This is a genomic window from Ruegeria sp. HKCCA4633, assembly GCF_013034605.1.
Lineage (GTDB): Bacteria > Pseudomonadota > Alphaproteobacteria > Rhodobacterales > Rhodobacteraceae > Ruegeria.
In genome coordinates, this window is record NZ_WQGJ01000003.1 from 332042 (window position 1) to 357464 (window position 25423).

Annotated in this window: 25 protein-coding genes; 5 read left to right on the forward strand and 20 right to left on the reverse strand. The window is 58.6% G+C overall.

Features of this window, described 5'->3' with window-relative positions; translation table 11 throughout:
* Nucleotides 1-20: 20 nt before the first annotated feature.
* From tilS to ruvC, 12 genes are all read right to left on the reverse strand, one after another.
* Entirely contained in the window at nt 21-1280 is a 1260-nt protein-coding gene (tilS, locus tag GOV85_RS10975; protein WP_371813587.1) for a tRNA lysidine(34) synthetase TilS, read from the reverse strand.
* Complete coding sequence (gene ybgF, locus GOV85_RS10980; RefSeq protein ID WP_171178101.1) at nt 1271-2092, reverse strand: tol-pal system protein YbgF; 822 nt, start codon at nt 2090-2092, stop codon at nt 1271-1273. Before ybgF ends, tilS begins: the two co-directional genes overlap by 10 nt.
* A gap of 4 nt (nt 2093-2096) precedes the next feature.
* The gene (gene pal, locus GOV85_RS10985; RefSeq protein ID WP_171177962.1) at nt 2097-2603 is read right to left on the reverse strand and encodes a peptidoglycan-associated lipoprotein Pal; all 507 of its coding nucleotides are present in this window, start codon (nt 2601-2603) and stop codon (nt 2097-2099) included.
* A 72-nt stretch (nt 2604-2675) separates the two neighbouring features.
* Nucleotides 2676-3995: a Tol-Pal system beta propeller repeat protein TolB gene (gene tolB, locus GOV85_RS10990; protein WP_171177964.1), complete on the reverse strand. Its 1320-nt coding sequence runs from the start codon at nt 3993-3995 to the stop codon at nt 2676-2678.
* Nucleotides 3992-5095 carry an energy transducer TonB gene (locus GOV85_RS10995; RefSeq protein WP_171177967.1) on the reverse strand — a complete coding sequence of 368 codons (1104 nt, stop codon included), beginning with the start codon at nt 5093-5095 and terminating at the stop codon, nt 3992-3994. The genes tolB and GOV85_RS10995 overlap by 4 nt, the downstream gene beginning before the upstream one ends.
* Before the next feature lie 9 nt (nt 5096-5104).
* Nucleotides 5105-5581, reverse strand: coding sequence for a protein TolR (gene tolR / locus GOV85_RS11000; RefSeq protein WP_171177969.1), 477 nt, complete (start codon nt 5579-5581; stop codon nt 5105-5107).
* A 2-nt stretch (nt 5582-5583) separates the two neighbouring features.
* Nucleotides 5584-6279, reverse strand: coding sequence for a protein TolQ (gene tolQ / locus GOV85_RS11005; RefSeq protein ID WP_171177972.1), 696 nt, complete (start codon nt 6277-6279; stop codon nt 5584-5586).
* Nucleotides 6280-6389: 110 nt separating this feature from the next.
* Nucleotides 6390-6773, reverse strand: coding sequence for a tol-pal system-associated acyl-CoA thioesterase (ybgC, locus tag GOV85_RS11010; protein ID WP_171177974.1), 384 nt, complete (start codon nt 6771-6773; stop codon nt 6390-6392).
* Nucleotides 6770-7393, reverse strand: coding sequence for a hypothetical protein (locus tag GOV85_RS11015; RefSeq protein ID WP_171178103.1), 624 nt, complete (start codon nt 7391-7393; stop codon nt 6770-6772). Before GOV85_RS11015 ends, ybgC begins: the two co-directional genes overlap by 4 nt.
* A 63-nt stretch (nt 7394-7456) precedes the next feature.
* Nucleotides 7457-8476, reverse strand: a complete 1020-nt coding sequence (gene ruvB / locus GOV85_RS11020; protein WP_171177976.1) for a Holliday junction branch migration DNA helicase RuvB — start codon at nt 8474-8476, stop codon at nt 7457-7459.
* 4 nt (nt 8477-8480) lie between these two features.
* Complete coding sequence (gene ruvA / locus GOV85_RS11025; protein ID WP_171177978.1) at nt 8481-9158, reverse strand: Holliday junction branch migration protein RuvA; 678 nt, start codon at nt 9156-9158, stop codon at nt 8481-8483.
* Nucleotides 9155-9652 (reverse strand): crossover junction endodeoxyribonuclease RuvC, encoded by a 498-nt coding sequence (ruvC, locus tag GOV85_RS11030; protein ID WP_171177980.1) that lies wholly within the window; start codon nt 9650-9652, stop codon nt 9155-9157. The genes ruvA and ruvC overlap by 4 nt, the downstream gene beginning before the upstream one ends.
* Nucleotides 9653-9986: 334 nt before the next feature.
* On the opposite strand from ruvC, the gene GOV85_RS11035 reads away from it, so the two are divergent.
* A complete protein-coding gene (locus GOV85_RS11035; RefSeq protein ID WP_171177983.1) occupies nt 9987-10202 on the forward strand; it encodes a DUF1127 domain-containing protein in 216 nt (71 codons plus the stop codon).
* A 104-nt stretch (nt 10203-10306) separates the two neighbouring features.
* On the opposite strand, the gene GOV85_RS11040 is transcribed toward GOV85_RS11035, so the two are convergent.
* The 4 genes from GOV85_RS11040 to GOV85_RS11055 form a co-directional block, all read right to left on the reverse strand.
* Nucleotides 10307-10651, reverse strand: a complete 345-nt coding sequence (locus tag GOV85_RS11040) for a hypothetical protein (protein WP_171177986.1) — start codon at nt 10649-10651, stop codon at nt 10307-10309.
* A 102-nt stretch (nt 10652-10753) separates the two neighbouring features.
* On the reverse strand, nt 10754-11632 hold the full coding sequence (locus GOV85_RS11045; protein ID WP_171177988.1) for a 50S ribosomal protein L11 methyltransferase: 879 nt from the start codon (nt 11630-11632) through the stop codon (nt 10754-10756).
* A 66-nt stretch (nt 11633-11698) separates the two neighbouring features.
* Nucleotides 11699-12931 carry an MFS transporter gene (locus GOV85_RS11050; protein WP_171177990.1) on the reverse strand — a complete coding sequence of 411 codons (1233 nt, stop codon included), beginning with the start codon at nt 12929-12931 and terminating at the stop codon, nt 11699-11701.
* A 79-nt stretch (nt 12932-13010) separates the two neighbouring features.
* Complete coding sequence (locus GOV85_RS11055) at nt 13011-15206, reverse strand: primosomal protein N' (RefSeq protein WP_171177992.1); 2196 nt, start codon at nt 15204-15206, stop codon at nt 13011-13013.
* 88 nt (nt 15207-15294) lie between these two features.
* Here GOV85_RS11055 and fsa point away from each other — a divergent pair, with 88 nt between their 5' ends.
* From fsa to GOV85_RS11075, 4 genes are all read left to right on the forward strand, one after another.
* Nucleotides 15295-15948, forward strand: a complete 654-nt coding sequence (gene fsa / locus GOV85_RS11060; RefSeq protein WP_152457215.1) for a fructose-6-phosphate aldolase — start codon at nt 15295-15297, stop codon at nt 15946-15948.
* Nucleotides 15949-16145: 197 nt separating this feature from the next.
* The gene (locus tag GOV85_RS11065; RefSeq protein WP_171177994.1) at nt 16146-16853 is read left to right on the forward strand and encodes a DUF484 family protein; all 708 of its coding nucleotides are present in this window, start codon (nt 16146-16148) and stop codon (nt 16851-16853) included.
* Nucleotides 16850-17770: a tyrosine recombinase XerC gene (locus tag GOV85_RS11070; RefSeq protein WP_171177996.1), complete on the forward strand. Its 921-nt coding sequence runs from the start codon at nt 16850-16852 to the stop codon at nt 17768-17770. Before GOV85_RS11065 ends, GOV85_RS11070 begins: the two co-directional genes overlap by 4 nt.
* A 69-nt stretch (nt 17771-17839) precedes the next feature.
* Nucleotides 17840-18535 (forward strand): phosphatidylcholine/phosphatidylserine synthase, encoded by a 696-nt coding sequence (locus GOV85_RS11075; RefSeq protein WP_171177998.1) that lies wholly within the window; start codon nt 17840-17842, stop codon nt 18533-18535.
* Between the two features lie 22 nt (nt 18536-18557).
* On the opposite strand, the gene GOV85_RS11080 is transcribed toward GOV85_RS11075, so the two are convergent.
* The 4 genes from GOV85_RS11080 to GOV85_RS11095 all read right to left on the reverse strand — a co-directional run bounded on the left by GOV85_RS11080 (nt 18558) and on the right by GOV85_RS11095 (nt 25417).
* On the reverse strand, nt 18558-19025 hold the full coding sequence (locus GOV85_RS11080; protein ID WP_171178000.1) for a hypothetical protein: 468 nt from the start codon (nt 19023-19025) through the stop codon (nt 18558-18560).
* Between the two features lie 76 nt (nt 19026-19101).
* Nucleotides 19102-19557 (reverse strand): methylated-DNA--[protein]-cysteine S-methyltransferase, encoded by a 456-nt coding sequence (locus GOV85_RS11085; RefSeq protein WP_171178002.1) that lies wholly within the window; start codon nt 19555-19557, stop codon nt 19102-19104.
* Nucleotides 19558-19635: 78 nt separating this feature from the next.
* A complete protein-coding gene (gene ileS, locus GOV85_RS11090) occupies nt 19636-22548 on the reverse strand; it encodes an isoleucine--tRNA ligase (protein ID WP_171178004.1) in 2913 nt (970 codons plus the stop codon).
* A gap of 163 nt (nt 22549-22711) precedes the next feature.
* Entirely contained in the window at nt 22712-25417 is a 2706-nt protein-coding gene (locus tag GOV85_RS11095) for a DUF2339 domain-containing protein (protein WP_171178006.1), read from the reverse strand.
* Between the last annotated feature and the right edge of the window lie 6 nt (nt 25418-25423).

Genomic DNA, 25423 nt, shown 5'->3' on the forward strand with positions numbered 1-25423 from the left:
TAGAGAGGATTGTCCTATGTTCAATGCGATAAAAAAGATGCGTGAAATGCAGGCCAATCCGAGACCGGTTCCGCACGCCATCCATTGGCAAATCCCGCAAGCGGAGCCGCAACAACCGTTTCGCCCGCCCAAACCGCAGGGGTTGCAGTCAAAGCAAGCCTGGGACGCCCTGTGTTTTGCCAATTTACGACCTGGTGCAGCCCTTTTTCGCCCAGCGCTCGAATTTCCGCGCCTTCCGTTTCTGGGCCGGTCAGCACCCATTTGCTGTCCCAGGCGGTGCCAGATGCGGCAATTTGGCCCTCTACGGACTTAAATTCCCTGCAAATCCAAACACTCACGCCTTTCGGCACCAGCAGACACCCGGCAATTGACCCGGCTTGACCGCAGGCAATAGCATCCATTGCCTGCTCTACAGTCGCCTGACGCGGGGGATAGCCCTGCCCGGCAATCCATTCGAGAATTCCCAGCAGAACACGCCTTTGAATCTCTTTCGGCAGTGCAGCAAACCCAGCCCGGTCCACCCTCACATCGCTTTGATCGACCCGTGTCACTTTCCGCGCGGATTCCTGCGCAAAAACACCCAAAGCCTCATGCGCCTGCGCCAGATTATTTGCTACGCGTGACAAAGACAGTGCATCGATTCCCAAGGGTTCAAGACCGTGAAGAGCTTCACGAGCCTTGATCCGGTCAAATTGCGCGTCCTGATTCGATGGGTCCTCGACCCAACTCGCCTCGATTTCTGTTAGGTAAGTGCGCAGCCTGTCTCGGGTGATACCCAGCATTGGTCGCAACAACGTCACCCCATCCCGTTGCCGCATGGGCGACATACCTGACAGGCCTGTGACGCCAGAGGACCGCCCCAGTCGCATGAGCAAAGTTTCGGCCTGATCGTCTGCGGTATGCCCCAAAGCGATTGCACCAATACCATTGTCCTTTGCCCAATTGGTCATCAGGTTGTATCGCGCCTGACGCGCTTGATCTTGCAGGTTGCCCACACCGTCCCAGCCCGACCATCGCAGAGTGTCGTGCTGCAAGCCCAGGGTCGCAGCCTGACGGGCAACGGCCTCGGCCTCCTGCGCCGCTTCGGGGCGCAACCCGTGGTCGACTGTGACAGCATAGAGTGTGATCGCTTCTGTTTGGGCGACAGTGTGCAACAGATGCATCAGGGCGACGGAATCTCCGCCACCTGATACAGCAACCCCCAGCTTGCGGGGCAGATTGTCCGGCAACCTTTTGCGAAGATCGGAAATCAGGCTGTTTGGCTGAGTGCTCAAGAACACCCCAGCGCAGTCATCTCTTGCGTGGCGTTTGCCAGCGCAGGAGCAGAGGGGAATCGCACCCCGACCTCATTCAGTGTGATGCAAGCCTGATCGGTTTGTCCCAATCGGCCCAGCGCTGCGCCCAGCTCGTACAGGGCTTCGGGGGCAAAGGCACCTTCGGAATCGCCGGTGAAGCTGGCCAAAAAGGCGCGAGCCGCTTCGCGAGTGTCACCCAGTCCCTCAAGGGCGTGACCCCGTTTCAGGTTCGCTTCAGGGGCCAGTGGGCTGCCGGGATAGTTTGCCTCGAACTGCGCGAACATGGTGGCGGCCGTTTGGAAATCACCATCGACCAAAGCTTGCGACGCCGTATCGAAATCCGCGCGTTCGCCCACGGCAAGCTCGGTTTGATCCGTTGCTGGTGGCGTTGCAACGCTTACGGGGCCCGTGTCAGACGCCGTATCACCGCCCAATGTCGAGGTTTCCTCAAGCGCCGACAGGTCTCCGCCTTCAAGTTCGACCAACCGAAACTCCAGATCGCCAATGCGGTTCGTGCCATCGGTGACTATGTTCTGGACCCGTTGGTTCAATTGCTCGGTCTGGCGCGTCAGGCGCTGCAACTCAGCCTCGATCGCGTCAACACGCTCAAGCACCGAACTGCCGGACAGGTTGGGCGCAGGCGATCCTGTGGTGGAAAACTCGCGCTTCAGGCGCTGTATCTCGACATGCAGCACCGTCAGCTCCTGACGAATATCCGCCAGGGTCTGCTGATCCTGTGCCTTCGCCACACCCGCCGTCGCCACGACGGCCGCCAAAACCCATCCTGCAATACGCATCATCTTACCCCAGAGTTGACCCTGTCAGCACCGTCACCGCACGGCGGTTCTTGGCGTAGCAGTCCTCGGTGCTGCAAATCTCGATCGGGCGTTCCTTGCCGTAGCTGACTGTTTTAAGACGGTTACCCGCCACCCCGCGGGAAATCAGATACTCGCGCGCGGCATTTGCGCGCTTTGCGCCCAAACCAAGGTTGTACTCCCGCGTACCCTGTTCATCCGCGTGACCTTCTATCGTGGCGACAAAATCGGGGTTAGCCAACAACCACTCTGCCTGCCCCTGCAGAACGGTTTGTGCCTGCGGTGTAAGGGTCGACTGATCAACAGCGAAAAGGACACGGTCGCCAACTGTTTGCTGGAAATACGCCGGCGAACGTGGGTCGCTTGGCGAACCCGGCACGATAGCGCCAGTGCCACCTGCGCCACCGCCCCCCAAAGCGGAAGGGTCGTTATTTGAACAGGCGGCAATCACACTCAGCGCGCCCAGCGCCAGAACTTTGCTCAATACGTTCATTTCAAGTGCCTCGTGTTTTGTTTATTGCCGCCTGTCTACCACAGGCGCGATTCGTTGTGAACTTTGCTGCGATCAATTCTGCAACGGGCCCCATGACGGGTCGCTGCCACCATCCGGAGTGCGCACCGGGCGCAGATTTCGGCCCGATATATCCACTGAATATAGCGAGGCCCGACCGCTTGCCCCCTGCGTTTCGCGGGTGAACATGATAACGCGTCCATTGGGCGACCAGGTGGGACCTTCATCCAGGAACGAAGCAGTCAGCAACCGTTCTTCCGACCCGTCCGTGCGCATGACGCCAATGTGGAACCGGCCTTTGTTTTGCTTGGTAAAGGCGATTAAATCGCCGCGCGGCGACCAAACCGGGGTGCCATAACGCCCCGCGCCAAAGCTGATCCGCGTTGCCTCACCCCCATTTGCAGGCATCACATAAAGCTGCGGTGTGCCCGACCGGTCGCTTTCAAAAACGATGCGGCTGCCATCCGGAGAATAGCTGGGCGCTGTTTCAATCGCGGGCGTGTTGGTCAGGCGTGTACTTTGACCCGAGGCCAGATCCATCTTCCACAAATCCGTGTTACCGCCCTGAATCAGCGAATACACAATGGACCGACCATCGGGCGAGAAACGGGGCGAGAAGCTCATGGTGCCGTCCTGAGTCTTGAGTTCTTGCCGTTTCACGCGCCCCACATCCAGAACATAGATGCGCGGGCTGCCGCTTTCGTAGCTGGTATACAGCAACCGGTCGCCCGTGGGCGAAAAGCGCGGCGCCAAAACGATGGCGGAACTGTCGGTCAGGTATTGTACATTTGCGCCGTCGTAATCCATGATCGCCAACCGCTTGAGGCGTTGATCCTTGGGTCCGCTTTCCGACACAAAGGCCACGCGGCTGTCGAAATACCCTCCTTCACCTGTGATCCGGCTATAGACCTGATCGGCAACCTTGTGCGCCATGCGGCGCCAGCCCTCGGTTGTACCTGCCAGTTGCAGGCCGGTGCCCAGTTCCTGACCCGAGAACACATCCCAGACACGGAACCGGACCGTCAATCGTTTCCCCGAAACATTGACTGCCCCAGTAACCAACGCATCAGCATTAATCGCTTTCCAGTCAGCGAACTGAACCGGCGCTTCAAAACTGCTAACCCGACTGATGAACGCATCCGACGAGATTTCGCGAAACAGACCTGTTCCGGTCAGATCCGCTGCCACCACGCGCGAAATATCCTGCGCATATTGCGCGGCCGAAGGGCCATCGGGCACGAAATTGGGAACCGCAAAGGGCAAGGGCTCGATTATGCCTTGGTCCAATTCCAGCCGCAGGGGGCCGTTTTGTGCGTAAACCGGCGCGGACATCAATGTCAGGCCGACAAAGAGGCTGGTCAGAAGTTTCATCATTTGATCCGCATCCTCTCGGGATTGAATGTAATCTCAACATCCTGCCACTGAGCGTATTTGTCAGCAGGCAAGTCATATCCTTTGGCTCCACAGCGCAAAATCGCGCGTCGCGCGGCCTGGTATGCCTGATTGGCGGCACCGGCAGACCCGCCAGAGCTGTCCAGCATCCGAATACTGCCGCCTACAACTGTACCATCACGGTTCAGCGAAAACGCAACCACGACCACCGTTTTCAGCGCATCCGTAGACAGTGAACCTACGTTCCAACACCTGGATACAGCCAGTCGCATTGCATCTTTCTCACCGCTGGTGAGCGGCGGGCCCGAGGGCTCGGTGCCAGCACCCAGAGCTTCAGCCAAGGCATCGTTTATCGCAGTCTCGTCTGTCTGCGTTTCGGGTTCCGGGGTCGTCTCGGGCGTTTCAGCAACTTCCGGTTCCGGCGGCGGGCTGGGCCGATTGGGGCGTGTGCGCGGGCGGGGTGAACTGAGCAGGGGTTCCTTGGTTTCTTCCGCCTCGGTCACAATCTCTGGCGCGGCCTCTTCCGGGGCGGTTTGATCTTGCTGTTCCTGCTGCACCTCAGCGCCCTCATCCAAGGACACCGGAGGCGTTTCAAACTCATCCGGCGTTGCCTCGGGCGGTGGCGGCGCAATCGCCTCGGGCGCAACGCGATCGGCGGGGCGCGGCTGCGCTTCTGGTTCGGGCTGCACGGGCTGTGCAACGGTTTCAACCTCAGGCTCGGCCAATGAAGGCGGCTCCTCCGGAAGCTCGGGCTCGGGCGGGGCTTCAACGATAACGGGCGCGGGTTCAGGGTCGGGTTCAGCAGGCGCCACGGGTTCGGGGCGCGGCTGTTGCTCAACCACCGGTTCCGGCGGGCTGGTTTCCGCCTGCTCAGGGTCGGGCGGTTGTTGCAAAGCGGCAGGCACTTCGGAGACGTCGGGCGCGTCGCGCTGCGCGGTCATAGCCGCGAATTGTTCAGCGGTGATCACGGAAACATCCTGGACAGCCATCGGCAACGGCTCGGACCGAAAGGTGCCGCCAAAAAGTGCGACGCCAATCAGGCTGACATGCGCAATCGCCGAAATCTTGGTGCCGGTATCCACCGTGCGACCTCACTCTCCACCTTCATCCAGCGTTGGCCCGCCCGTATCGGTTACAAGGCCAACGTTAGAAAACCCGCCCGCATTCAGCGCGCCCATGACCTGCATCACCTGTGCATATGGAATCGCACCATCAGCGCGCAGGAACACACGGTCACTGCTCCGCTCTGCCGCAATCGCGCGCAGCTTGCCAATCAACTCTTCGCGCAAGACATCAGTCGTCTGGATTTGCACGCGCCCATCTGCGGTGAGCGTCACGGTCAATGGTTCCTCGTTGTCACCGGGCAAAGCGCTTGCCGCGGTCTTAGGCAGATCGACAGGAACACCCACGGTCAGCAGCGGTGCCGCGACCATGAATATGATCAGCAACACCAGCATCACGTCCACAAACGGCGTCACGTTGATCTCGGCCATGGGTTGAGCGCGCCCGCGACGCCGTCCGCGTCTGCGCCCGTTACCAACCGAAGATTGCTGAACCGCCGCGCCCATGGTCAGCTGTCCAACTGACGCGACAGAATGGTGGCGAACTCATCGGCAAAAGCTTCGTAGCCACCAACAATCCGGTCACTATCCGCGCTAAGCTTGTTATAGAAAATAACCGCAGGGATCGCGGCCAACAAACCCAGGCCCGTCGCCAACAGCGCTTCGGCGATACCGGGGGCGACAACGGCCAGATTGGTGTTCTGCTGCTCGGCAATCTCGATAAAGGCATTCATGATGCCCCATACGGTACCGAACAGGCCAATAAACGGCGCGGTTGATCCCACCGTGGCCAAAATGGGCAACCCTTTCTGCAAGGTCTCTGCCTCTTTTGCGATGGCAACATCCATCGATCGGTCGATCCGCGCAGTTGCACCGGCGATCAGCCCACCATCATTTCGGTGCGACCTTCGCCATTCGATCATGCCTGCGGCAAAGATCTTTTCAGAACTGCCGTCCGGTTGCGCTCCGATCTGCTCAAACAGCTCATCCAAAGGGTTGCCCGACCAAAAGCTTTCATCAAACACCTGCGCCTCACGACGTGCGGCCCGATAGTTGATCAGCTTTTGGATGATAATGCCCCAGGACCAGATCGATGCACCGATCAGCATCAACATCACCAATTTGACGATAAAGGTCGCGCGGGCATACAGCCCCCACATGGAGAAATCGATCTCCTGCGCCAGCGCCAGCGTTTCAGCTTCCATGAACCTGCTCTTTGTTTTTGCCTGACGGCCGTTTGTTTGGCCTTGTTTTGCCAAACGCTAACGCAATTGGGGTTGAAAAGCCAATAGAACCACCCTTGGCCCGCAAATTGTTACATCAATGCGCGAATCTCTGCCGGAAGGCGGATCGGCTTGCCTTCCTTGTTGATGCACACAGCCGTAACTGAAGCGCGAAAAATCTCGGTTTCCCCCCGCCGAACCAACTGCGCCATCGTCAGGCGCACGCCGGAAATCTCAGTCACTTCGGTTTCAACGATCAACTCGTCATCAAACTTGGCAGGCGAAAGGTAATCGGCCTCAACGCGCCGCACGACCCAAACAATGCCCTCGTCCCGCATGGCATTCTGATCATTGCCCAGATTGCGCACCCAGTCCGAGCGGGCACGCTCAATGTACCGCAGATAATTCGCGTGATAGACAACACCGCCCATGTCGGTGTCTTCATAGTAAACGCGAACCGGGTACACGTGTTTCATTGTGGCAGCTCCAGCCGGGCAAACAGCCTGAGTGCATGAGACGCATCCTGCGCCGCCCCAGGCAGGACCGGATCATAGGCGGCCCGGATCAATGCAGCAATGTCAGGGCGCAGGATCGTTGCCTCACCGGCGACAGCCAGCGGTGATTGCGTGCGAAACGCAGTATCGGACCAAAGCAAGACGGTCTGCACCACCTGGCTAAGGGCAAGCGTTTCCGCCGGAACCTTGGACAATTCCTTGTCCATACGCAGGAACACAAACGCCGCACGGATTGCGCCATCTTCTTCGAACCGGAATATTCGATACTGATTGGCATCCGCAGCCACCAGGCGTTCCACCAAAGGCCCAAGGTCCGGGACCAGCCGATCAAGATCAGGCACTTCCAGCAGTTCTTGCCAGTCGCGAAAAAAGAAGACCATGCAATTGGCACCAAGCTCGGGATCGGTCTCGGCCATCTTATGCCCAGCCAAAGTTACAACGGCTTCGAACGCGCCCTTGACGGTCACCAGCGTCTCGTCTTCGACACCAAACACGATTGGCACGATGGGACGTCCCCAACGCGCAAACAGGAACTCACCGCTTTCGCGTGTAAACAGCGCCTCAATTTCTTCTGGTGTCACACCCAGTCCTTCTTCTTGTTTCAAATACGGCCGCCGGAGGCACAAAACCCTGATCGCACCGCTTCAACCAAACAGATCGCTCTGCCGCTTCGGCGCAGTCATGCCCAAATGAGTCCACGCCTTCTGCGCCAACATCCGTCCACGCGGGGTTCGTTGAATCAAACCTTGCTGCAACAAGAAGGGTTCGATCACTTCTTCCAGCGAGTCGCGGCTTTCTGACAAGGCTGCCGACATTGTTTCAATACCGACCGGGCCGCCCCCATAGTTTTCGGCGATCAGTTTTAGATACCGGCGGTCCGCCCCATCAAGCCCCAGGTGGTCCACACCCAGCCGCGTTAAGGCTCCGTCCGCCAGTTCGCGTGTTATCCGACCGTCGCCTTCAACGATGGCAAAATCCACAACCCGCCGCAGCAACCGCCCCGCAATCCGAGGGGTGCCACGTGACCTGCGCGCAATCTCGCGCGCGCCGTCATCATCTGCCGGAGCCCCCAGCTTTCGCGCGTTGCGCGTAACGATCTCGTGCAATTCATCGACTGTGTAGAACTGCAATCGCGTCGGGATACCGAAACGGTCGCGCAAAGGGGTTGTCAGCAAACCCATTCGGGTCGTGGCCCCCACCAGCGTGAACGGCTGCAATTCGATCCGCACGGTTCTGGCCGCAGGTCCTTCGCCGATCACCAGATCCAGCTCAAAATCTTCCATCGCGGGATACAGCACCTCTTCCACCGCCGGATTCAAACGGTGGATTTCATCGATGAACAGAACATCGCGCGCTTCCAGATTGGTCAGGATCGCCGCCAGATCGCCAGCTTTGGCCAGAACCGGGCCGGAGGTCATACGAAAGTTGACACCCAACTCACGCGCCATGATTTGTGCCAGGGTTGTTTTCCCCAATCCCGGCGGGCCATGGAACAAGGTATGATCCATCGCCTCGCCCCGTTGCTTGGCGGATTGAATAAATATACGCAGGTTGGCCCGCGCCTCGGCCTGACCGATGAACTCGTTCAGCCCTTGCGGACGCAATGCACGATCGTTGTCCTCGGGCAGAGGATCCGGGCGCAGGGTGGGATCAGCATCTACCATTTAACTACCCTTTCGGAGCCAACAATCTGAGCGCGGCGCGGATCAGATCAGCCTCGCCCGCTTCAGGTTGGCTTGCCGCCGCCTCGGCCACGGCTGCTGCCGCGTCAGACGGTCCATATCCAAGATTGGCCAGTGCCGACAATGCACCGGCGGATGCCGCAGCAGCCCCCGATGGCGGTTTCGATGACCGTTTTGGAGCGGGCGCGGGTTCGGCCAGTTCCACTACCTCAAGCGCGGGCCCATCCAGCGCCTCGGCGACCGTCCCGCCCATGGCCATGACCCCCGGCGCTTTATCCTTGAGGTCCAGCACAATCCGCTGCGCCGTTTTCGGCCCTACGCCTTTGGCCGCTTTGACGGCGCCCCAATCGCCCAATGCAATAGCGCGGCTCACGCCATCCGGCCCTAAGGCGCTGAGGATGGCCAAAGACACTTTTGCGCCAACGCCCTGAACCGAACACAAAAGGCGATGCCATTCCTTCTCGACCAACGAGAGAAACCCGTAAAGCTGCATCAGATCTTCGCGCACGACCATGTCGGTATAGATCGAGACTGCCTCGCCGACGCCCGGCAACGCCGCCAAAGTCCGGTCGGAACAATAGACGATATAGCCAACGCCTCGCACATCGATCAGAACGTGATCTGCTGCGCGATAGTCCAGCCGCCCTGTCAGTTTGCCAATCATGCCCGCACCTCTTTCACACGCTCCTGTTGTGTCTTTCCGTAATAGGCGTGGCAGATGGCAATCGCCAGCGCATCTGCAGCGTCAGCTCCTTTTGGCAAACATCCCGGCAGTTGCAACTTGACCATGTGGATGACCTGCTCTTTCTCGGCATGGCCCACGCCAACCACCGTCTTCTTGACCCGATTGGGAGCATATTCGCCCACCGGCAATCCAGCCTGCGCCAATGTCAGCAACGCAACGCCCCGCGCCTGACCCAGCTTAAGCGTCCCTGCCCCATCCTTGTTCACAAATGTCTGTTCGATGGCGGCCTGATCCGGGCGGTGATCGGCAATCACTTCGACAATCTGGTTGTGCAGCGACAACAGGCGCTCACCCAGATCGTCCCCATCTGATTTGCATAACCCATTGGCTACATGGCTCAGACGGCTGCCATTTGATTCGATGACGCCCCATCCCAGGGTCCTAAGCCCCGGATCAATGCCTAGAATTCGCATGTTGTGCCTCGGCCTGCTCGGGTTTTGTGATCTTTTTTCAACGCCTAGCACGAAGCGTGAACATTTTCCAAGCGAATTGGCCCAAAGTCTGAAAACGACACCTATATCTCAGCCGCGACCCAGAGGCAGATTTACGACCCGAAAAAGGTCTGAAAACGGCACCTTTGTTAACGCAAATTTACCAATAAATTAAGGGGGTTTCAGCATTTCAGAGCATTGCAAAAAATGCATAGGACACATGCAAAAACTGAACTTGTGCACGCGAATTGGCAGCACTAGATGCCGCTCAGATCGCAAGATTGAAAAGTGAACACAAACCAGAAGGAAACAGGATATGGCTGCACTGGACACTACCCGCATCGCCACCACTGGCTCGTTCGGCCTCGTTGGCCGTATCGGCGTATTTTTCGTATCGGCCGTGAACGCCGCAATCGAATGGAATGACGCCCGCGTAACCCGCAACGCGCTGATCATTCTGAGCGACCGCGAACTGGAAGACATCGGCCTGTGCCGTGGCGACATTGACGCCATCGCCGAGGGCCGTCGGTAACTCCGGCAACCACTCACGCGCCCCAATCTCCTCCCTCGAGTGGGGCAAAGACAAACACCGCGCGCATTACGGCACGCGGTGTTTATTTTTTTCATGTTTCGAGATCAGAAGAGAATCTTGTTCATTTGCTGAGACAGCGCCTGCGACACAGGATCAATTTGCATCACCCATGCCCCTGCCTGTTCGACCTTGGTGCCTTCGTTCAAGCTGTCTATTCTATATTGGTATCCGGAGGGGCCAAGGTGTGACAGAAGGAACGCCTTGAACACAAAGAACGCGACAAGCGTGAACAGCAGGACCCTTACCGGCACGGCCGAACTGATTCGTTGCGGTCTCATGACAACCAGGCCATCTTTGCGCATCGTTGCGCGATAGCCCCGGCTCATCTTCTGATGCTTCTTGTTCAGGCGATTAACGCGCTGAGTGAACTCCAGTTGTTTACCCGTCATGGCAGCCTCCAAAAAACCGCCCCCCTCGACTTTGATCAGAAAACGGTAATTAGAGATTGCGACAAAAGCGTGGCAAAATTCCAAAAAACTCCTGCAAATGGCCTAATTCGCGCCCTGTTTGGTTAAGATTAGGGTCGTCCATTCACCAATCTCACCTCTATGAGCAAGATTGAACGCGTTTTGTGAATAAACTGAAACCACATCATCGGCCTGTTCGTTAAGGATTCCCGACAGGATCGCATACCCTCCTGGGCGCAGATTCGCGGAGATTTCAGGCGATAACGCCACCAGCGGACCCTTCAGAATATTGGCAAAGATCAGATCATACGGGGCGTGTGCCTTTAGGTCAGGATGATCGAAGCCAGCGGCTTCCACGCATTTCACCGCATCGGACATACCGTTTGCCTTCAGGTTCGCCTCGGCCACGTCAACGGCGACTTCGTCGATATCGCTGGCAATGATTTCGCCATCCCAGACCCGAGCGGCAGCCATGGCCAAAACGGCCGTACCGCAGCCAATATCGGCCACTTTTGACGCAGCAAATCCTTCGTCCAACAAGCGATCCAGCGCTTTCAAGCAACCCAATGTTGTGCCGTGATGCCCAGTGCCAAAGGCCATTGCAGCTTCGATAAGCAACGGAATGCGGCCTTCGGGCAGCTTGTCGGCATCATGGCTGCCGTAGACGAAAAACCGACCGGCTTCGACTGGTGCAAGCTCGCGACGCACATGTGCGACCCAATCTGTTTCAGGCAATTCCGAGACGACAAACGGCTTCGCTTCAAACGCCGCTGCCAGTACCGCCAGTGCAGTCTCGTCCGGGGCTTCGGTGAAATAGCCGCCCACTTCCCACAGGCCCGAACCGTCCTCAACCTCGAACACACCAACACCGGTGGGTTCCGGCTCCAAACGCTCCATGGCTTCGCCCAGACCTTCGGCGGCCTTCTTACCTGTCAGCGTAGTCAGCGCGGTGAATGTGGGCATCTGGGCCTCCTGTCTCAGTTGGCACAGCGCCTAGGACGCCGTGCCGCCAAGGTCAATCCGTCCGGCCTATTCCGCAGGCGCCGGAGCGTATTTGGTCAGGATTGTCTCATTGCCCGGTTCGGGATGGCGCGGGATCAACAGCGACAACAGAAGTGAAACAATTGCCATAGCCGCCGCCAAACCAAACACTGCGCCCGGCGAAACCACCCACAAAAGCCCCAGCAATGCAGGCAAGAACACAGCGGCGATATGGTTGATCGTGAAAGCCACGGCCGCTGTCGGTGCAATGTCCGCTGGGTCCGCGATTTTCTGAAAATAGGTTTTCAGCGCCAGCGCCAGTGCGAATAGCACATGGTCGATCACATATAGGATCGCAGCCAGCAACACACCCCAGCCAAACCAGTAGATACCGCCATAAGCCGCAAACACGATGGCCAGTCCGGCATATTCGAAGATCAGGGTGCGCCGCTCGCCAAACTTTGCCACAGCTTTGCCCAGCAAAGGCGCGGCCATCATGTTGATCATCAGGTTGATCAGGTAAAGGCTGGTCAGTTCATGCACTTTGAAACCGAACTTTTCGACCATCATGAACCCGGCAAACACAATAAAGATCTGCCGCCGTGCGCCGGCCATGAATTGCAGCGCATAGTAGAGCCAGTACCGGCGACGCAGGATCAGCTTTTTGGTCTGCGGTGTTGGGGCGTCAAACTGAGGATAGGCGATCAGGCTGAACAGGGCCAACAAGACCGTCACGCCGCCTGCGGCCATGAAAACGAAGTTATAGGAAAGATCAAAGCGCTCCCAGGTCAGAACGATCAACCCATAGACCACCGCCGTCGCTGCCGACCCCATCGCAACCAGCCATCCCAGAATTTGCGGCGCGCGATCCTTGGGCAGCCATTGCAGCTGCAGCGACTGATTTACCGTTTCATAGTAGTGAAACCCGATCGAGCTGAACAGGGTCACAAACAACAACCCACCCAAGCTGGGGAACCAGGCAGTTACAGCCGTTGCCACCCCAAGCATCATCAGCGAAATCATCGCCAGAACCTGCTCGCGGATGAAAATGATGACGGCGATCACGCCAATCGCAAGAAAGCCCGGAATTTCACGTACCGTATGCAGCAGGCCAATATCGGCCCCATCAAAATTCGCCACCTCAATGACGAAATTGTTCAGCAGCGCGCTCCACGCATTGAACGCGATGGGCATGGTCATGGCCATCACAAACAAGAGCGTGACAGGACGACGCCAGAACGGAAGGCTCTGCGCCTCGTTAAGGGGCATGGGTTTCAGCATATTGGTCCTCTACGCCCATTTTGGCGCTTTGGCGAGAGGTAAGCCGTTCGCGCACAGCCGACCTGCGCTGATGCAGAAGTCAGTAAAAGCTCTGCGGGTCGATATCGACAGTCAGACGGATGTCCCCTTTCAGACGCAAAGGCGCGATCCAGCGAGCAATCGCGTCCTGAATGGGGGCACCTTTTGGGGCTTTGACCAGCAGGCGCACACGGTGCCGTCCGCGAATACGTGCAATCGGCGCTGGTGCAGGGCCAAAAACTTGCCCCCCCACATCGCGCACAGGGGCATCATTGCGCGCCATCGCGTTTCCGATATCGAAGACAGGGCCGACCTCTGGCCCCGACAGCACGATACCGGCCATGCGCCCATAAGGGGGAACCCCCGCCGCCTGCCGCCCTGCGGCTTCCGCTTTCCAGAACCCTTCTTCGTCTCCAGACAGGATGGCACGTATCACTGGATGTTCTGGTTGGAACGTCTGCAACAACGCCTGCCCCGGCTTATCCGCCCTGCCAGCACGCCCGGCAACCTGCCGCATCAATTGAAACGTCCGTTCCGCCGCGCGCAAATCGGCACCGTGCAGTGACAAGTCCGCATCAATCACACCAACCAATGTGAGTTTGGGAAAGTTATGTCCCTTGGCAACCAACTGAGTGCCGATGATGATATCGGCATCGCCCTCGGCGATCTCTTCGATCTTGGCCTTCAGTGCGCGTGCTGAACCGAAAAGGTCGGAACTCAGCATCGCAATCTTGGCGTCAGGAAAGGTCGCCTCGGCCTCTTCTGCCAGCCGCTCGATCCCCGGCCCAACCGGGGCCAGCTTGCCTTCTACCCCGCAGGACGGGCAGGCATCTGGCATGGGTTTGGTCTCACCGCATTGGTGGCACATAAGGCGTTTCAGGAACCGGTGCTCAACCATTCGCGCGTCACAATGATCGCAGGCGATCTGTTCTCCGCAGGCCCGGCACAGGGTCACGGGAGCATAACCACGTCGGTTGATGAACAGCAGCGATTGTTCACCCTTCTCGATCCGCTGCTGCACCGCCTGTCGCAGGGACGGAGAAATCCATGTCCCGGGCTGCATCTGTTCGACCCGCATGTCGATGGGCTTCATTTCGGGCAGGACCGCCGCGCCAAAGCGCGAGGTCAGATCCGCCCGCTCGTATTTGCCTGCTTCGGCATTGGCCCAGCTTTCCAACGAGGGCGTGGCGCTGGCCAGAATCACCCGCGCACCACAAATGGCCGCACGCAGAACTGCCATATCCCGCGCGCTGTAGTGCACGCCGTCTTCCTGCTTGTAAGAGGTATCGTGTTCCTCATCGACCACCACCAGCCCCAAATCGCGGAACGGTAAAAACAATGCAGATCGCGCGCCCACAACCAACTGCGCATTCCCCTGCCCGACCATTCTCCAGACCCGTCGGCGTTCCGTCATGGTCGCGCCCGAGTGCCACTCGGCAGGTCGTGCACCAAACCGCGCCTCGACACGGGTCAGGAATTCAGCGGTCAGCGCAATTTCCGGCAGCAAGACCAAAGCCTGTCGTCCCATGCGCAGGGCTTCGGCCACTGCCTCCAGATACACTTCGGTCTTGCCCGAACCTGTAACGCCTTTCAGCAATGTCGTGCCATAACCCCCCGTCCGCTGCCCGGCTTGCAATCGGGTCACAGCCGCCGCCTGATCTTCGGTCAGATCTTTCCCGGGCAGGTTCGGATCAAGATGCGGGTACGGCAGATCACGCGGACTGTCCTCCTCCCGGACGGCGCCTTGTTTAACCAACCCTTTGACAACAGAGGAGGTTACACCTGCCTGCTCGGCAAGCTCTTTCAAGGTGAAGGCGAGACCACCATAGTCGCGCAAAACCTCCATCACACGGGATCGCGCATCGGTCATCCGGTCCGGTTCGCCACTGCCAAGACGATAGACCTTGCGCATTGACGGCGGGTCGCCCAACCCCGGCGCACGCGTCGCCAGCCTCAGCATGGCAGGCATCGGCGTCAGCGTGTAGTCGGCCACCTTACCTAGAAAAGCCCGCATTTCTTCACGCATCGGCGCGACTTCGAGTACCCGGATCACAGACCGCGCCTTGTTCAGATCAAACCCGCCCTGTCCCGGGCCCCAGACCACACCCAGAACCTTGCGTGGCCCCAAAGGCACTTCGACAAACGCACCCAGAAAGCACCCGCCTTCAGGCGCTTTGTAATCCAACGTCCGGTCCAGCGGCTGCGTTGTCAGCACCGCAATTAGCTCTCCTTGGTCGAAAAATCCGTTAGCGCTCACAGCATATCCTTAGCAGGGGGTTCCAGCATGGCTCACTTTGAGGTAAAGCCATCCGCGACCAAGGCCAACCCATCAAAGGACTGCCCTCATGAAATTCTTCGTAGACACCGCCGAGATCGACGCCATCGCCGAACTGAACGATCTGGGCATGGTGGACGGTGTGACCACCAACCCTTCGCTGATCCTAAAGTCGGGTCGCGACATTCTGGAAGTAACCAAAGAGATCTGTGATTTGGTCGACGGGCCGGTTTCGGCCGAAGTTGTCGCCACCGAAGCCGATGACATGATCGCCGAAGGCCGCAAGCTGGCCAAAATCGCTCCGAACATCGCAGTGAAAGTGCCGCTGACATGGGCTGGCCTGAAAACCTGCAAAACGCTCAGCGACGAAGGTCAGATGGTCAACGTGACGCTCTGTTTCTCGACCAATCAGGCCATTCTTGCTGCCAAAGCAGGTGCGACTTTCATCTCGCCTTTCATTGGTCGTCTCGACGACATCAACCTCGACGGCATGGATCTGATTGCCGACATCCGTCAGGTCTATGACAATTACGGGTTCGAGACTGAGATCCTTGCCGCCTCGATCCGCACCGTGAACCATGTGACCGACAGCGCCCGCATTGGTGCCGATGTCATCACTGCTCCACCAGCCGTGATCAAGAAGCTGGCCGATCATCCTCTGACCGACAAAGGCCTGGAAACCTTCTTGGCCGATTGGGCCAAGACCGGTCAAAAAATCCTCTGATCTTTAGAATAACTGCGCGGTGCTTTCAGGCACCGCGCCCGACCCAACGGCCCTATGCCTGATTTGTGATCAAGCATGAGGGGCGAGAGCCTCATCGTCACAGCACTCAAGGAAATCCACCTTTGCGTGCATTTTTCCCAAGGCAAAACCGGTCTGGTATGTTATAAGCCGCTCAACAAAAAAAGACCGGACGGGACATGAGCAGCAACCCCAAACTCGAGGATAACCTCCGCGCGGCGATTCTGGCTGAGCCTGACGTCGTGCTGGATGACAAGGACCTGATGCAGGCGCTGGTCAGCGCCAATGAACGCGCACGCGGCGACAATGTGATCGATCTGCGCGGCATCGCCATGCAACGGCTCGAAGCGCGGCTGGACCGGCTGGAAGACACCCACCGGTCTGTCATTGCGGCGGCTTATGAGAACCTGGCAGGCACCAATCAAGTGCATCGTGCGATTCTGCGCCTGTTGGAGCCCGTTGAATTCGAAGATTTCCTACGCGCGCTTGGTGCGGACGTGGCAGATATTTTGCGCGTTGATCACATCACTTTGGTTCTGGAAACAACAGTGGTTCAGGACGATCCAGCCGTCGACAAGCTGGGCGGCGTTCTGACAATTGCCGAACCCGGCTTCATCGACCAGTACCTGACCATTGATCGCGGCGGTCCCGCCCGCGACGTCACTCTGCGCGAGGTCCATCACCCCAACCGCCGCATTTTTGGCGCGCTTGCAGATCAATTGCGCTCCGAAGCCTGCCTGAAGCTTAACCTCGGCCCCGGCCGCCTGCCGGGAATGATTGTCATGGGTGCGCGTGACCCTCGGCATTTCACACCACAGCTCGGCACCGACCTTTTAAGCTTTTTCGCCGGCGTGTTCGAACGCTCGATGCGCCACTGGCTGTCGTGAGCCTGATTTCACCCGCCTGCCGCGATGCGCTGCAGCATTGGCTGGACGGCTTGGGTGCGCTGGCGGGACGGTCCGAGAATACGCAAACCGCCTATCGTGGCGATGTGACCGAGTTCCTGTCGTTCATGACGCTGCACCATGCCAAACGGCAAGGATTGAAAGCACTGGAACGGATCACCGTATCGGACATGCGCGCCTGGATGGCAGATCAACGCAGCGGTGATGTTGGTGCACGATCACTCGCTCGCAAACTCTCGGCCGTCAAAAGCTTTTACCGCTGGCTGGCCGAACGTGAAGGCTTTGAACCCACTGCTGTCTTGTCCACACGCGCACCAAAGTTCACCAAGAAACTGCCCCGCCCTCTGGCCGAAGACGCTGCCCGCGCCATGATCGACACGGTCGAGGTGCAATCCACTTCAGATTGGGTCGCCGCGCGGGACGTGGCAGTGGTGACGTTGCTTTACGGGTGCGGGCTGCGCATATCCGAGGCGTTGTCATTGACCGGTGCTGACGCACCTTTACCTGCAAGCTTGCGTATCATCGGAAAGGGCGACAAAGAGAGGGTCGTTCCCGTTTTGCCCGCTGCTCAGGAAGCCGTCGACCGGTACATGCAGCTGTGCCCTCACCCGCAGGCCCCTGACACACCCTTGTTTCGCGGCGTCCGCGGCGGGGCGTTGAATCCACGTGCGATACAGGGCGTCATGGCGAAAGCCCGGATGCAACTGGGCCTGCCTGCGACCGCAACACCCCACGCCATGCGACACAGCTTTGCCACGCACCTTCTTTCGGCGGGAGGCGACTTGCGCGCCATTCAAGAACTTTTGGGACACGCGTCGCTTTCAACCACACAAGCCTATACTGCCGTGGACACAGCGCGATTGATGGAAGTCTACAACCGCGCGCACCCCAAAGCCTGACACACACATGCATCAAAACCGCGTGGCTTTTGGTTTGCATCTCAGGCGTGCATCAGTCATGACGCGTGCATGACACTCAGATTCAAAGCTCTTTCCGTCCATCTCTTCACTGCAACTGGCGCCGTTTTTGCCATGCTCGCCATGCTGGCTGCCGTCGAAGAGAAATGGAGCCTTATGTATCTTTGGCTGGTTGTCTCATTCATTGTGGACGGCATCGACGGTCCTCTGGCGCGTCATTACCACGTCAAAAAGAACGCGCCCGAATTTGACGGCGTGCTGCTGGATCTGATCATTGACTACCTGACCTATGTGTTCATCCCGGCCTTTGCCCTGTTCAAGTCCGGGCTGATGGACGGCTGGACCGGATGGTTTGCGATAATCGTCATAACCTTTGCCAGCGCGATGTATTTCGCGGACACCCGGATGAAGACCAAGGACAACTCCTTTTCCGGTTTTCCCGGATGCTGGAACATGTTCGTTATCGTGATCTTCGCGCTCGAACCGAATTTCTGGATTATTCTGCTGTTGGTGACACTGCTGTCGCTTGCGATGTTCCTGCCGCTCAAGTTTGTCCATCCCGTACGCACCGAGCGTTGGCGCGGCCTGACCCTGCCCATGGCTCTGGCGTGGACGTTCTTTGCCGGTTGGGCGGCCTGGGTCGATTTTCACCCTGAAAGCTGGGCGCATTGGGGTCTGGTGATCACCAGCCTGTATCTGACCTTTGCAGGCATCGCGCAACAAATCATACCGCAGCGCCACGCCTGACGCAGCGCTGCCGACAGTCGAGCTACATGACGTCCTGCACCTCGAACTCGGTGCCGTTATGGGTAAAGACATCACCCTCTTGCAGGCCCACCATGGCCAAGTAAATCGGGCTTTGTGTTGAAATGCCCATATAGGTCTTTCCATCCACCTCGAACCGGGTGGTCGAAACGCACACGACAAATCTGCGATTGTTGAACTTGATCACTGCGCCGGGCTGAACTGTGTCCGTCAGACCGAAGTCGGTGTTTTCAATCACGTCGATCTTGGCGTGATGTGCGTGCACAGGGGCGTCAAACGCAGCCGCCAAGTCAGCGTTTTCGCGTGAGGCGGCAAGGTCATCCTTGTCGTGACCTTCCCGATCATCCAGTTGAGCGTCCTTCAAATACGCATCGTAATGCGCCTGCGCCGTTGCAAGCTCTTGCGCTTCAAGTGACATCAACCTGTCAATAATGGCCTTCTTTCGGGCGGCGCGATCTTGATCCGTGGTCATGCAATGCGGTCCTTCAAATTCAACAACACGTATATGGTGTGCCCGCCGTTGACGGATTGCAACCGAATTTCACGGATCAGATCAAAAGCCCGGCTGCGCGCTCATGGCGCAACAGGGCCACTTTGGTCTCGACCCCGCCCGCGCCGGAAAAGCCACCCAGACCATTTGCTGAAAGAACTCTGTGGCAGGGAATGATCACCGGAATGGGGTTTGCACCGCAAGCCTGCCCTACAGGTTGCGCAGGCTGCCCAAGCTCTTTTGCGATATCTCCGTAAGTACGCGTTTCGCCGAGAGGAATCGCATACATCAGATCGCAGACTTGTCGTTGGAAGTCAGACCCTGCGATGCGGTAAGGAAGGTCAAACCGGTCCAATTCCCCGGCGTCATACGCTTTCAATTGCGCGGCGGCTTCACGCAACAGATCCGTCGGTTCTCCCACATCCCGGCCATCCCAGACCAGGCGCGTGAGGGCTCCGTCTGTTTCTTCGACACCCAGACATCCAAATTGGGTTTCCACGGCAATCATCGGCATAGGCGCAGCGTTTCAGATCACCAAAGCTGTTGCAAGCAGGGAAAGAAAAACCCCCAGCCGATGGGCTGGGGGTAAGTGTTAACCAAGCGCGTCGTTACAGCGGCTGCATACACCCGGATGCGTGTGGCGGCCCACGTCGGGCAGGATTTTCCAGCACCGCTGACATTTCGCGCCCTCGGCTTTTTCAAAGACCACCGCAACGCCTTCGATTTCAGGCACGCGGAACGCCTCGGCAGGGGCAGGATCACCCGAAACCGCCAATCCGGAAGTGATGCACAGATCATCCACGTCAAAGGTTGCCAGCAGGTCACGGGTCTCCTGATCTTCGACATGCACGATCGGCGCGGCTTCGAGGCTCGATCCGATGACCTTGTCCTGGCGCTGAACTTCCAGCGCAGCGGTCACCGCGCGGCGAACGCGGCGCACTTTGGCCACGGCCTCTTCCAACTCGGCGTGACGCCAGTCGGCGGGTGTGTCCGGGAAATCCACCAGATGGACCGAGCTATCATCGCCCGGGAAGCGTTCCAGCCACACCTCTTCCATAGTGAACACCAGAACCGGAGCCAACCAGGTTGTCAGGCGGTGGAACAGAATGTCCAGAACAGTGCGCGACGCACGACGGCGCAGGCTGTCGCCATCGCAGTACAGCGCATCCTTGCGGACGTCGAAGTAGAAAGACGACAGATCAACTGTGGCAAACGTAAAGACGGCGCTGAACACACCCTGAAAGTCGAAGGACGCGTAGCCCTTGCGCACTTGTTCATCCAGTTCCGCCAGACGGCTGAGGACCCAGCGTTCCAGACGCGGCATATCCTCGGGCTCGACCCGATCCGCTTCGGTGAAGTCGGACAACGAGCCCAGCATGAACCGCATGGTATTGCGCAGGCGACGATAGCTGTCGGCAGTGCCTTTCAGGATCTCAGGCCCGATCCGCTGGTCGGCGGTATAGTCGGTCTGCGCCACCCACAGACGCAGGATATCGGCACCGTATTGCTTGACGACCTCTTCAGGCACAATCGTGTTGCCCAGCGATTTGGACATCTTGTTGCCCTTGGCATCCAGCGTGAAGCCGTGGGTCACCACGTTGCGGTACGGCGCGCGACCCTTGGTGCCGCAAGCCTGCAGCATGGACGAATGGAACCAACCGCGGTGCTGGTCAGTGCCTTCCATGTAGACATCGGCGATACCGTCCTCGGTGCCATCCTCACGATCGCGCAGAACAAATGCGTGGGTCGAGCCCGAGTCGAACCACACGTCCAGCACGTCGAAAACCTGATCGTAGTCGTCCGGGTTGGCGATGCCGTCGAGGATCTTTTCTTTGAAGCCGTCGGTGTACCAGACATCTGCGCCGTCTTTCTCGAACGCAGCCTTGATGCGCGCGTTCAGGTCCGCGTTGCGCAGCAGATAATCCACGTCGGTGGGCAGAGCACCTTTCTTGGTAAAGCAGGTCAGCGGCACGCCCCAGGCGCGCTGACGGGACAGAACCCAGTCCGGGCGCGCTTCGATCATCGAATAGAGGCGGTTACGGCCGGTTTGCGGCGTCCATTTCACCAGCTCGTCGATGGACCGCAGGGCCCGTTCACGGATGGTATCACCCATCTCGCCCATGCCATCGTCCAGCTTACGGTCAACCGAGGCAAACCACTGCGGTGTGTTACGGTAGATGATGGGAGCTTTCGAGCGCCATGAATGAGGATAGCTGTGCTTGATCTTGCCACGCGCCAGCAGCCCGCCAACTTCGGCCAGCTTGTCGATGACGGCTTTGTTCGCGTCGCCCTCGCCGCCCTTACGGGACAGGATGTATTTGCCGCCAAAGAACGGCAGATCAGCGCGGAAGCTACCGTCGTCCATCACGTTATAAGTGATTACCTGCTCGAGCATCCCCAAGTCACGATACAGCTCGAATTCTTCCATCCCGTGCGATGGTGCACAGTGAACAAAGCCGGTCCCTTCGGTGTCGGTCACGAACTCAGCAGCGCGAAAATCGCGGATGTCGTCCCATTCGCCATTGCCGCCTTCGGCCCCGGCCAGCGGGTGGGTCAGTTGAACGCCTTCCAGCTCATCCGCGGTCACGTCATGAACGCGGGTCCACTGGTCGTCGTTCAGACGCGCGCGACCCAGAACGTCAGCGGCCAGGTTGTCGGCCAGCAGGAACTTGTCGCCTACCTTGGCCCAGCATTCCTCTGGCGCGCCGGTGACTTCGTACAGGCCGTAAGAGATGTCTTTGCCGTACACGACTGCCTTGTTCGACGGCATGGTCCATGGGGTCGTTGTCCAGATTACGACAAACGCGTCATCCAAATCACCCGCATTCACAACCTTGAACTTCACCCAGATGGTGAAGCTTTCCTTGTCGTGATACTCGACCTCGGCCTCGGCCAGAGCGGTTTTTTCGATCGGCGACCACATTACGGGCTTCGAGCCCTGATAAAGCGTACCGTTCATCAGGAACTTCATGAACTCATCCGCGATCACGGCCTCGGCGTGATAGTCCATGGTGATGTAGGGATCAGGCCAGTTACCGGTGATGCCCAGGCGCTTGAACTCTTCGCGCTGGATATCGATCCAGCCCTCGGCAAACTTGCGGCATTCCTGCCGGAAGTCGACGATGTTCACCTCGTCCTTGTTCTTGCCCTTCTTGCGGTATTGTTCTTCGATCTTCCATTCGATCGGCAGGCCGTGGCAGTCCCAGCCGGGCACGTAACGCGCGTCGAAACCCATCATCTGATGGCTGCGTACGATCATGTCCTTGATGGTCTTGTTCAGCGCGTGGCCGATATGCAGGTGGCCGTTCGCATAGGGGGGGCCATCGTGCAGGGTAAAGGGCGTGCGGCCTTGTTTCTCGCGCAGGCGGTCATAGACGCCGATGGTCTCCCACCGTTCCAGCCATGCGGGTTCGCGCTTGGGCAGGCCAGCGCGCATGGGGAATTCGGTTTTGGGCAGGTTCAGCGTGTCTTTGTAATCAGGTGTCTGGATCGTGTCGGCGCACATTGGGGGCGTCCTTTGGATGATCTGGTCGTACTAGGATCGAAGCGGTCGGTGCGAGTTCTCAAACACCTTTGCCCGGCGTCTCAGAGGGTCAGAGCGCCGGGGATATAATTCGAATAATGATGGCCAAGCGGTCATGCATAGCGGGCTTATAAGACGCCCGCGCCTAATGGTCCAGAGGTTCTGCCTCATGCGGCGAATGGCGCAGTTTGGCCCAGCGGTTCAGCCATGCCAGACCAGCCAGCGCAAGGCCAAGCGCAAGCAGTGAGAAGACCCGGATCAACCCGCCTAGCCCTGCGATGTCGATCAGAAAGACCTTGGCAACAGCCAACCCGATCACAACGAGGCCCGCCTTCCGCATCAGGTCCGATCCGCGGGCCAGAGATTGATAGAACAGCGCAGCTCCGATCAGCAGCAGAACCAGAGTATAAGTGTAAAGCTCGGGCTGTGTGACGCCGTTTCCTTCAAACATGCCCGCAGAGCCCTGCCAGACGTGGCGGATTGTCAAACCCAACCACATGGCCGCAAGCCCCCCTGCCACGACATAGCTTGTCATCGTGATCTGGTTGGGCATATCTTTGATCCGCCAAGCGGACCCGGCGATAACCAGCGCGGGCAGCAGATACGCAATGGCAAGCGTGTTGAAAACCGGCAGACCGAGCACCGGATCAGCATTTGGATTCAAAAGCGGGTTTTGCTCGGACACGGCAAGCATGAGATAGAACAGACCATGCGCGGCAAAAAAAACCGCCAACACGTAACGCGCATAGTTCAGCTTACCGCCCAGCTCAAATCTCTGAACCTGAGCAAAAGCCAGCAGCAGCCAGATGACCGCCAGCAGTCCCAGACCCCAATGGCTGTTGTCGGCGCCGCCTTCGCCAAACCCTTCAAGCCAGCGCAGCAGCAACAGGGACAGCAGAATGCCACCTGTCGCCCACGCTGCGCTTTCCAGCAGCAATGACGCCACTGGGCGCTGCAAGGGGCGCTGCACCCACCAACCCGCCACAAACCCCACCGTGGCCGAGCCGTAAACCAATGTCATCTCGAGCACCGGAGCCGAATTTGCCCAATACAATCCTGGATCAAGCACCAGTCGAACGGTGACGGCAAAAACACCGGCCCAGATAAACCAGCTCATTGGCGGCAAGGTGAACTTGCGGTCCAAAGCCGCCGCCACAACCACGCTTGCAACAAGCGCCACCGTCAGCGCCGCCGCACTGAGGACTATGACGCAGGCAAAGACGAGGCAAGACAGAGCAGACAAAGTGGCCAACGCAGCACGCATCCGATCCTCTCCATCGACCCGTGCAAAACGTTCCGCAATCACCACCATCAAGACGGCCAGCGCAACCGCGTGCAAGGCCCAGGGGTAGGCCCCGATAACAGAAACCGGATGCCAGCCGACCTCCAGCCCGATAGCCATTACCGGGGCAAACAGAGCTGCCCCTCCGGCCCAGATGGCGCGAAACTGGGTTGCTTTCGCAGACCGCCACGCCATTAGGATTGAGATCAAAGCCCCCAAGGCGACCAGCACCGTGACGACCATCGGATAGTCGGCCTCAGCCGTTTCCGCATAGGTGGCTGCAAAGCCGAGAAAAGCTGCGCCTTGGTCAAGCCCGTGCATCAGGACGTTAAACACAAGCCCGACGGCCGGCAGGACGGTCAGGTCCTGAAGCGCAGGTGCATCCTTAGCCCAAAGAAGCAGGGCCAGCACAAGTGCGGACAGTAAAGTAACACCAAGCCAGAACTCAGTTTCCGTGTCGGCCCAATGCCAGGCCAAAATCGCCGAACTTACTGCAATGGCCCCGGCGGCCAATCGGGTCGGAAAATCCGGCCATGGGCGCGCCTTTGGATAGCGGATCATCTGCGAGATCATGGGCCCTGAATGATCCGGCCAGACGCGCCGCGCAGGAATGGCGATCACCAAAAGCGCCAGTATCAATGTGGCGACCAGATAACCCGGTTCCGTGTTTGGCGCGCCTGCTACCAGCAGAAGGTTCGCCGAATAGGCTCCAAACACGGTCAGAACGGACACCCAAGCCCAGCGCCGGACTGTGTCGATGCCAAGCCCCAAAACGGCAACCAGCAGGAAATAGGCATAAAGCCACGAGGGATCCTCGGACGCTCCGCCAACCAGAAATGGGGCCAAAAATGCGCCGATCAGGCCAACCGCGGCCAACAGCGGGCCATGGAACCACCCCAGAACAAGGCCGATCACGGCGACCGCGACCATCCCCGCCAGCGCCGCCTCGGCACCGATCAGGTCGTACAGCTGACGCGCCGCCAGAATGGCCCCGAAAAGGGTAACAAGCCCTGCCCCAGAAAAGACCGATGGTAAATAGGCGGTGGTCGCGTCCTCATCATCGCCGAATTTCCGACGCAAGGCTTCACCCGCAGTGATCAGAATCGAACCGAACCCAAGTGCAGCCAGAACCCTGGCAGCAGGAGGCAGCAATCCGTTTTCGACGCCGTATTGCACAAGAAATATCCCGGCCAAAGCCAGCGATACGGCTGAGACCGCATAAAACCAGTTCTCGCGCAGCCAATCGCCGAACGCTGTAAACCGGTCATGAGTGAATACGATGGCCGATGAAGTCACATCCGCCGTTCCAACCAAAGTTTCTTCTGCTGGCCTTTTGGGCGCGGCCCATGGGGCGGGCCTGCGGGGTTCCTGTTCAGCTTCCGACTGTGGATCAGGCACCTTTTCTAACGGCCCCTCAGAAACCACCGTATCAGCTGAAGACAGGGTTGAAATCTGCGCCTCCAAATCTGCTACGCGACGACGCAATCGGGTCTGCCCGACCACCAGCACAACCAGAGTCACCGGGATTGCCAGAACAATCAGCCCAACAAGAACAAGTAGCGATTCCAACGCGGT

Coding starts and splice junctions, on each gene's coding strand:
- ileS (WP_171178004.1), bottom strand. CDS start 22,548: ATGTGCGCCGACACGATCCAGACACCTGATTACAAAGACACGCTGAAC.
- GOV85_RS11065 (WP_171177994.1), top strand. CDS start 16,146: ATGAGCAGCAACCCCAAACTCGAGGATAACCTCCGCGCGGCGATTCTG.
- tolR (WP_171177969.1), bottom strand. CDS start 5,581: ATGGGCGCGGCGGTTCAGCAATCTTCGGTTGGTAACGGGCGCAGACGC.
- GOV85_RS11045 (WP_171177988.1), bottom strand. CDS start 11,632: ATGCCCACATTCACCGCGCTGACTACGCTGACAGGTAAGAAGGCCGCC.
- pal (WP_171177962.1), bottom strand. CDS start 2,603: ATGAACGTATTGAGCAAAGTTCTGGCGCTGGGCGCGCTGAGTGTGATT.
- GOV85_RS11080 (WP_171178000.1), bottom strand. CDS start 19,025: ATGACCACGGATCAAGATCGCGCCGCCCGAAAGAAGGCCATTATTGAC.
- ruvA (WP_171177978.1), bottom strand. CDS start 9,158: ATGATTGGCAAACTGACAGGGCGGCTGGACTATCGCGCAGCAGATCAC.
- GOV85_RS11085 (WP_171178002.1), bottom strand. CDS start 19,557: ATGCCGATGATTGCCGTGGAAACCCAATTTGGATGTCTGGGTGTCGAA.
- GOV85_RS11040 (WP_171177986.1), bottom strand. CDS start 10,651: ATGACGGGTAAACAACTGGAGTTCACTCAGCGCGTTAATCGCCTGAAC.
- GOV85_RS11035 (WP_171177983.1), top strand. CDS start 9,987: ATGGCTGCACTGGACACTACCCGCATCGCCACCACTGGCTCGTTCGGC.
- tolB (WP_171177964.1), bottom strand. CDS start 3,995: ATGATGAAACTTCTGACCAGCCTCTTTGTCGGCCTGACATTGATGTCC.
- fsa (WP_152457215.1), top strand. CDS start 15,295: ATGAAATTCTTCGTAGACACCGCCGAGATCGACGCCATCGCCGAACTG.
- ybgF (WP_171178101.1), bottom strand. CDS start 2,092: ATGCGTATTGCAGGATGGGTTTTGGCGGCCGTCGTGGCGACGGCGGGT.
- ruvC (WP_171177980.1), bottom strand. CDS start 9,652: ATGCGAATTCTAGGCATTGATCCGGGGCTTAGGACCCTGGGATGGGGC.
- GOV85_RS11075 (WP_171177998.1), top strand. CDS start 17,840: ATGACACTCAGATTCAAAGCTCTTTCCGTCCATCTCTTCACTGCAACT.
- ybgC (WP_171177974.1), bottom strand. CDS start 6,773: ATGAAACACGTGTACCCGGTTCGCGTTTACTATGAAGACACCGACATG.
- tolQ (WP_171177972.1), bottom strand. CDS start 6,279: ATGGAAGCTGAAACGCTGGCGCTGGCGCAGGAGATCGATTTCTCCATG.
- GOV85_RS11050 (WP_171177990.1), bottom strand. CDS start 12,931: ATGCTGAAACCCATGCCCCTTAACGAGGCGCAGAGCCTTCCGTTCTGG.
- ruvB (WP_171177976.1), bottom strand. CDS start 8,476: ATGGTAGATGCTGATCCCACCCTGCGCCCGGATCCTCTGCCCGAGGAC.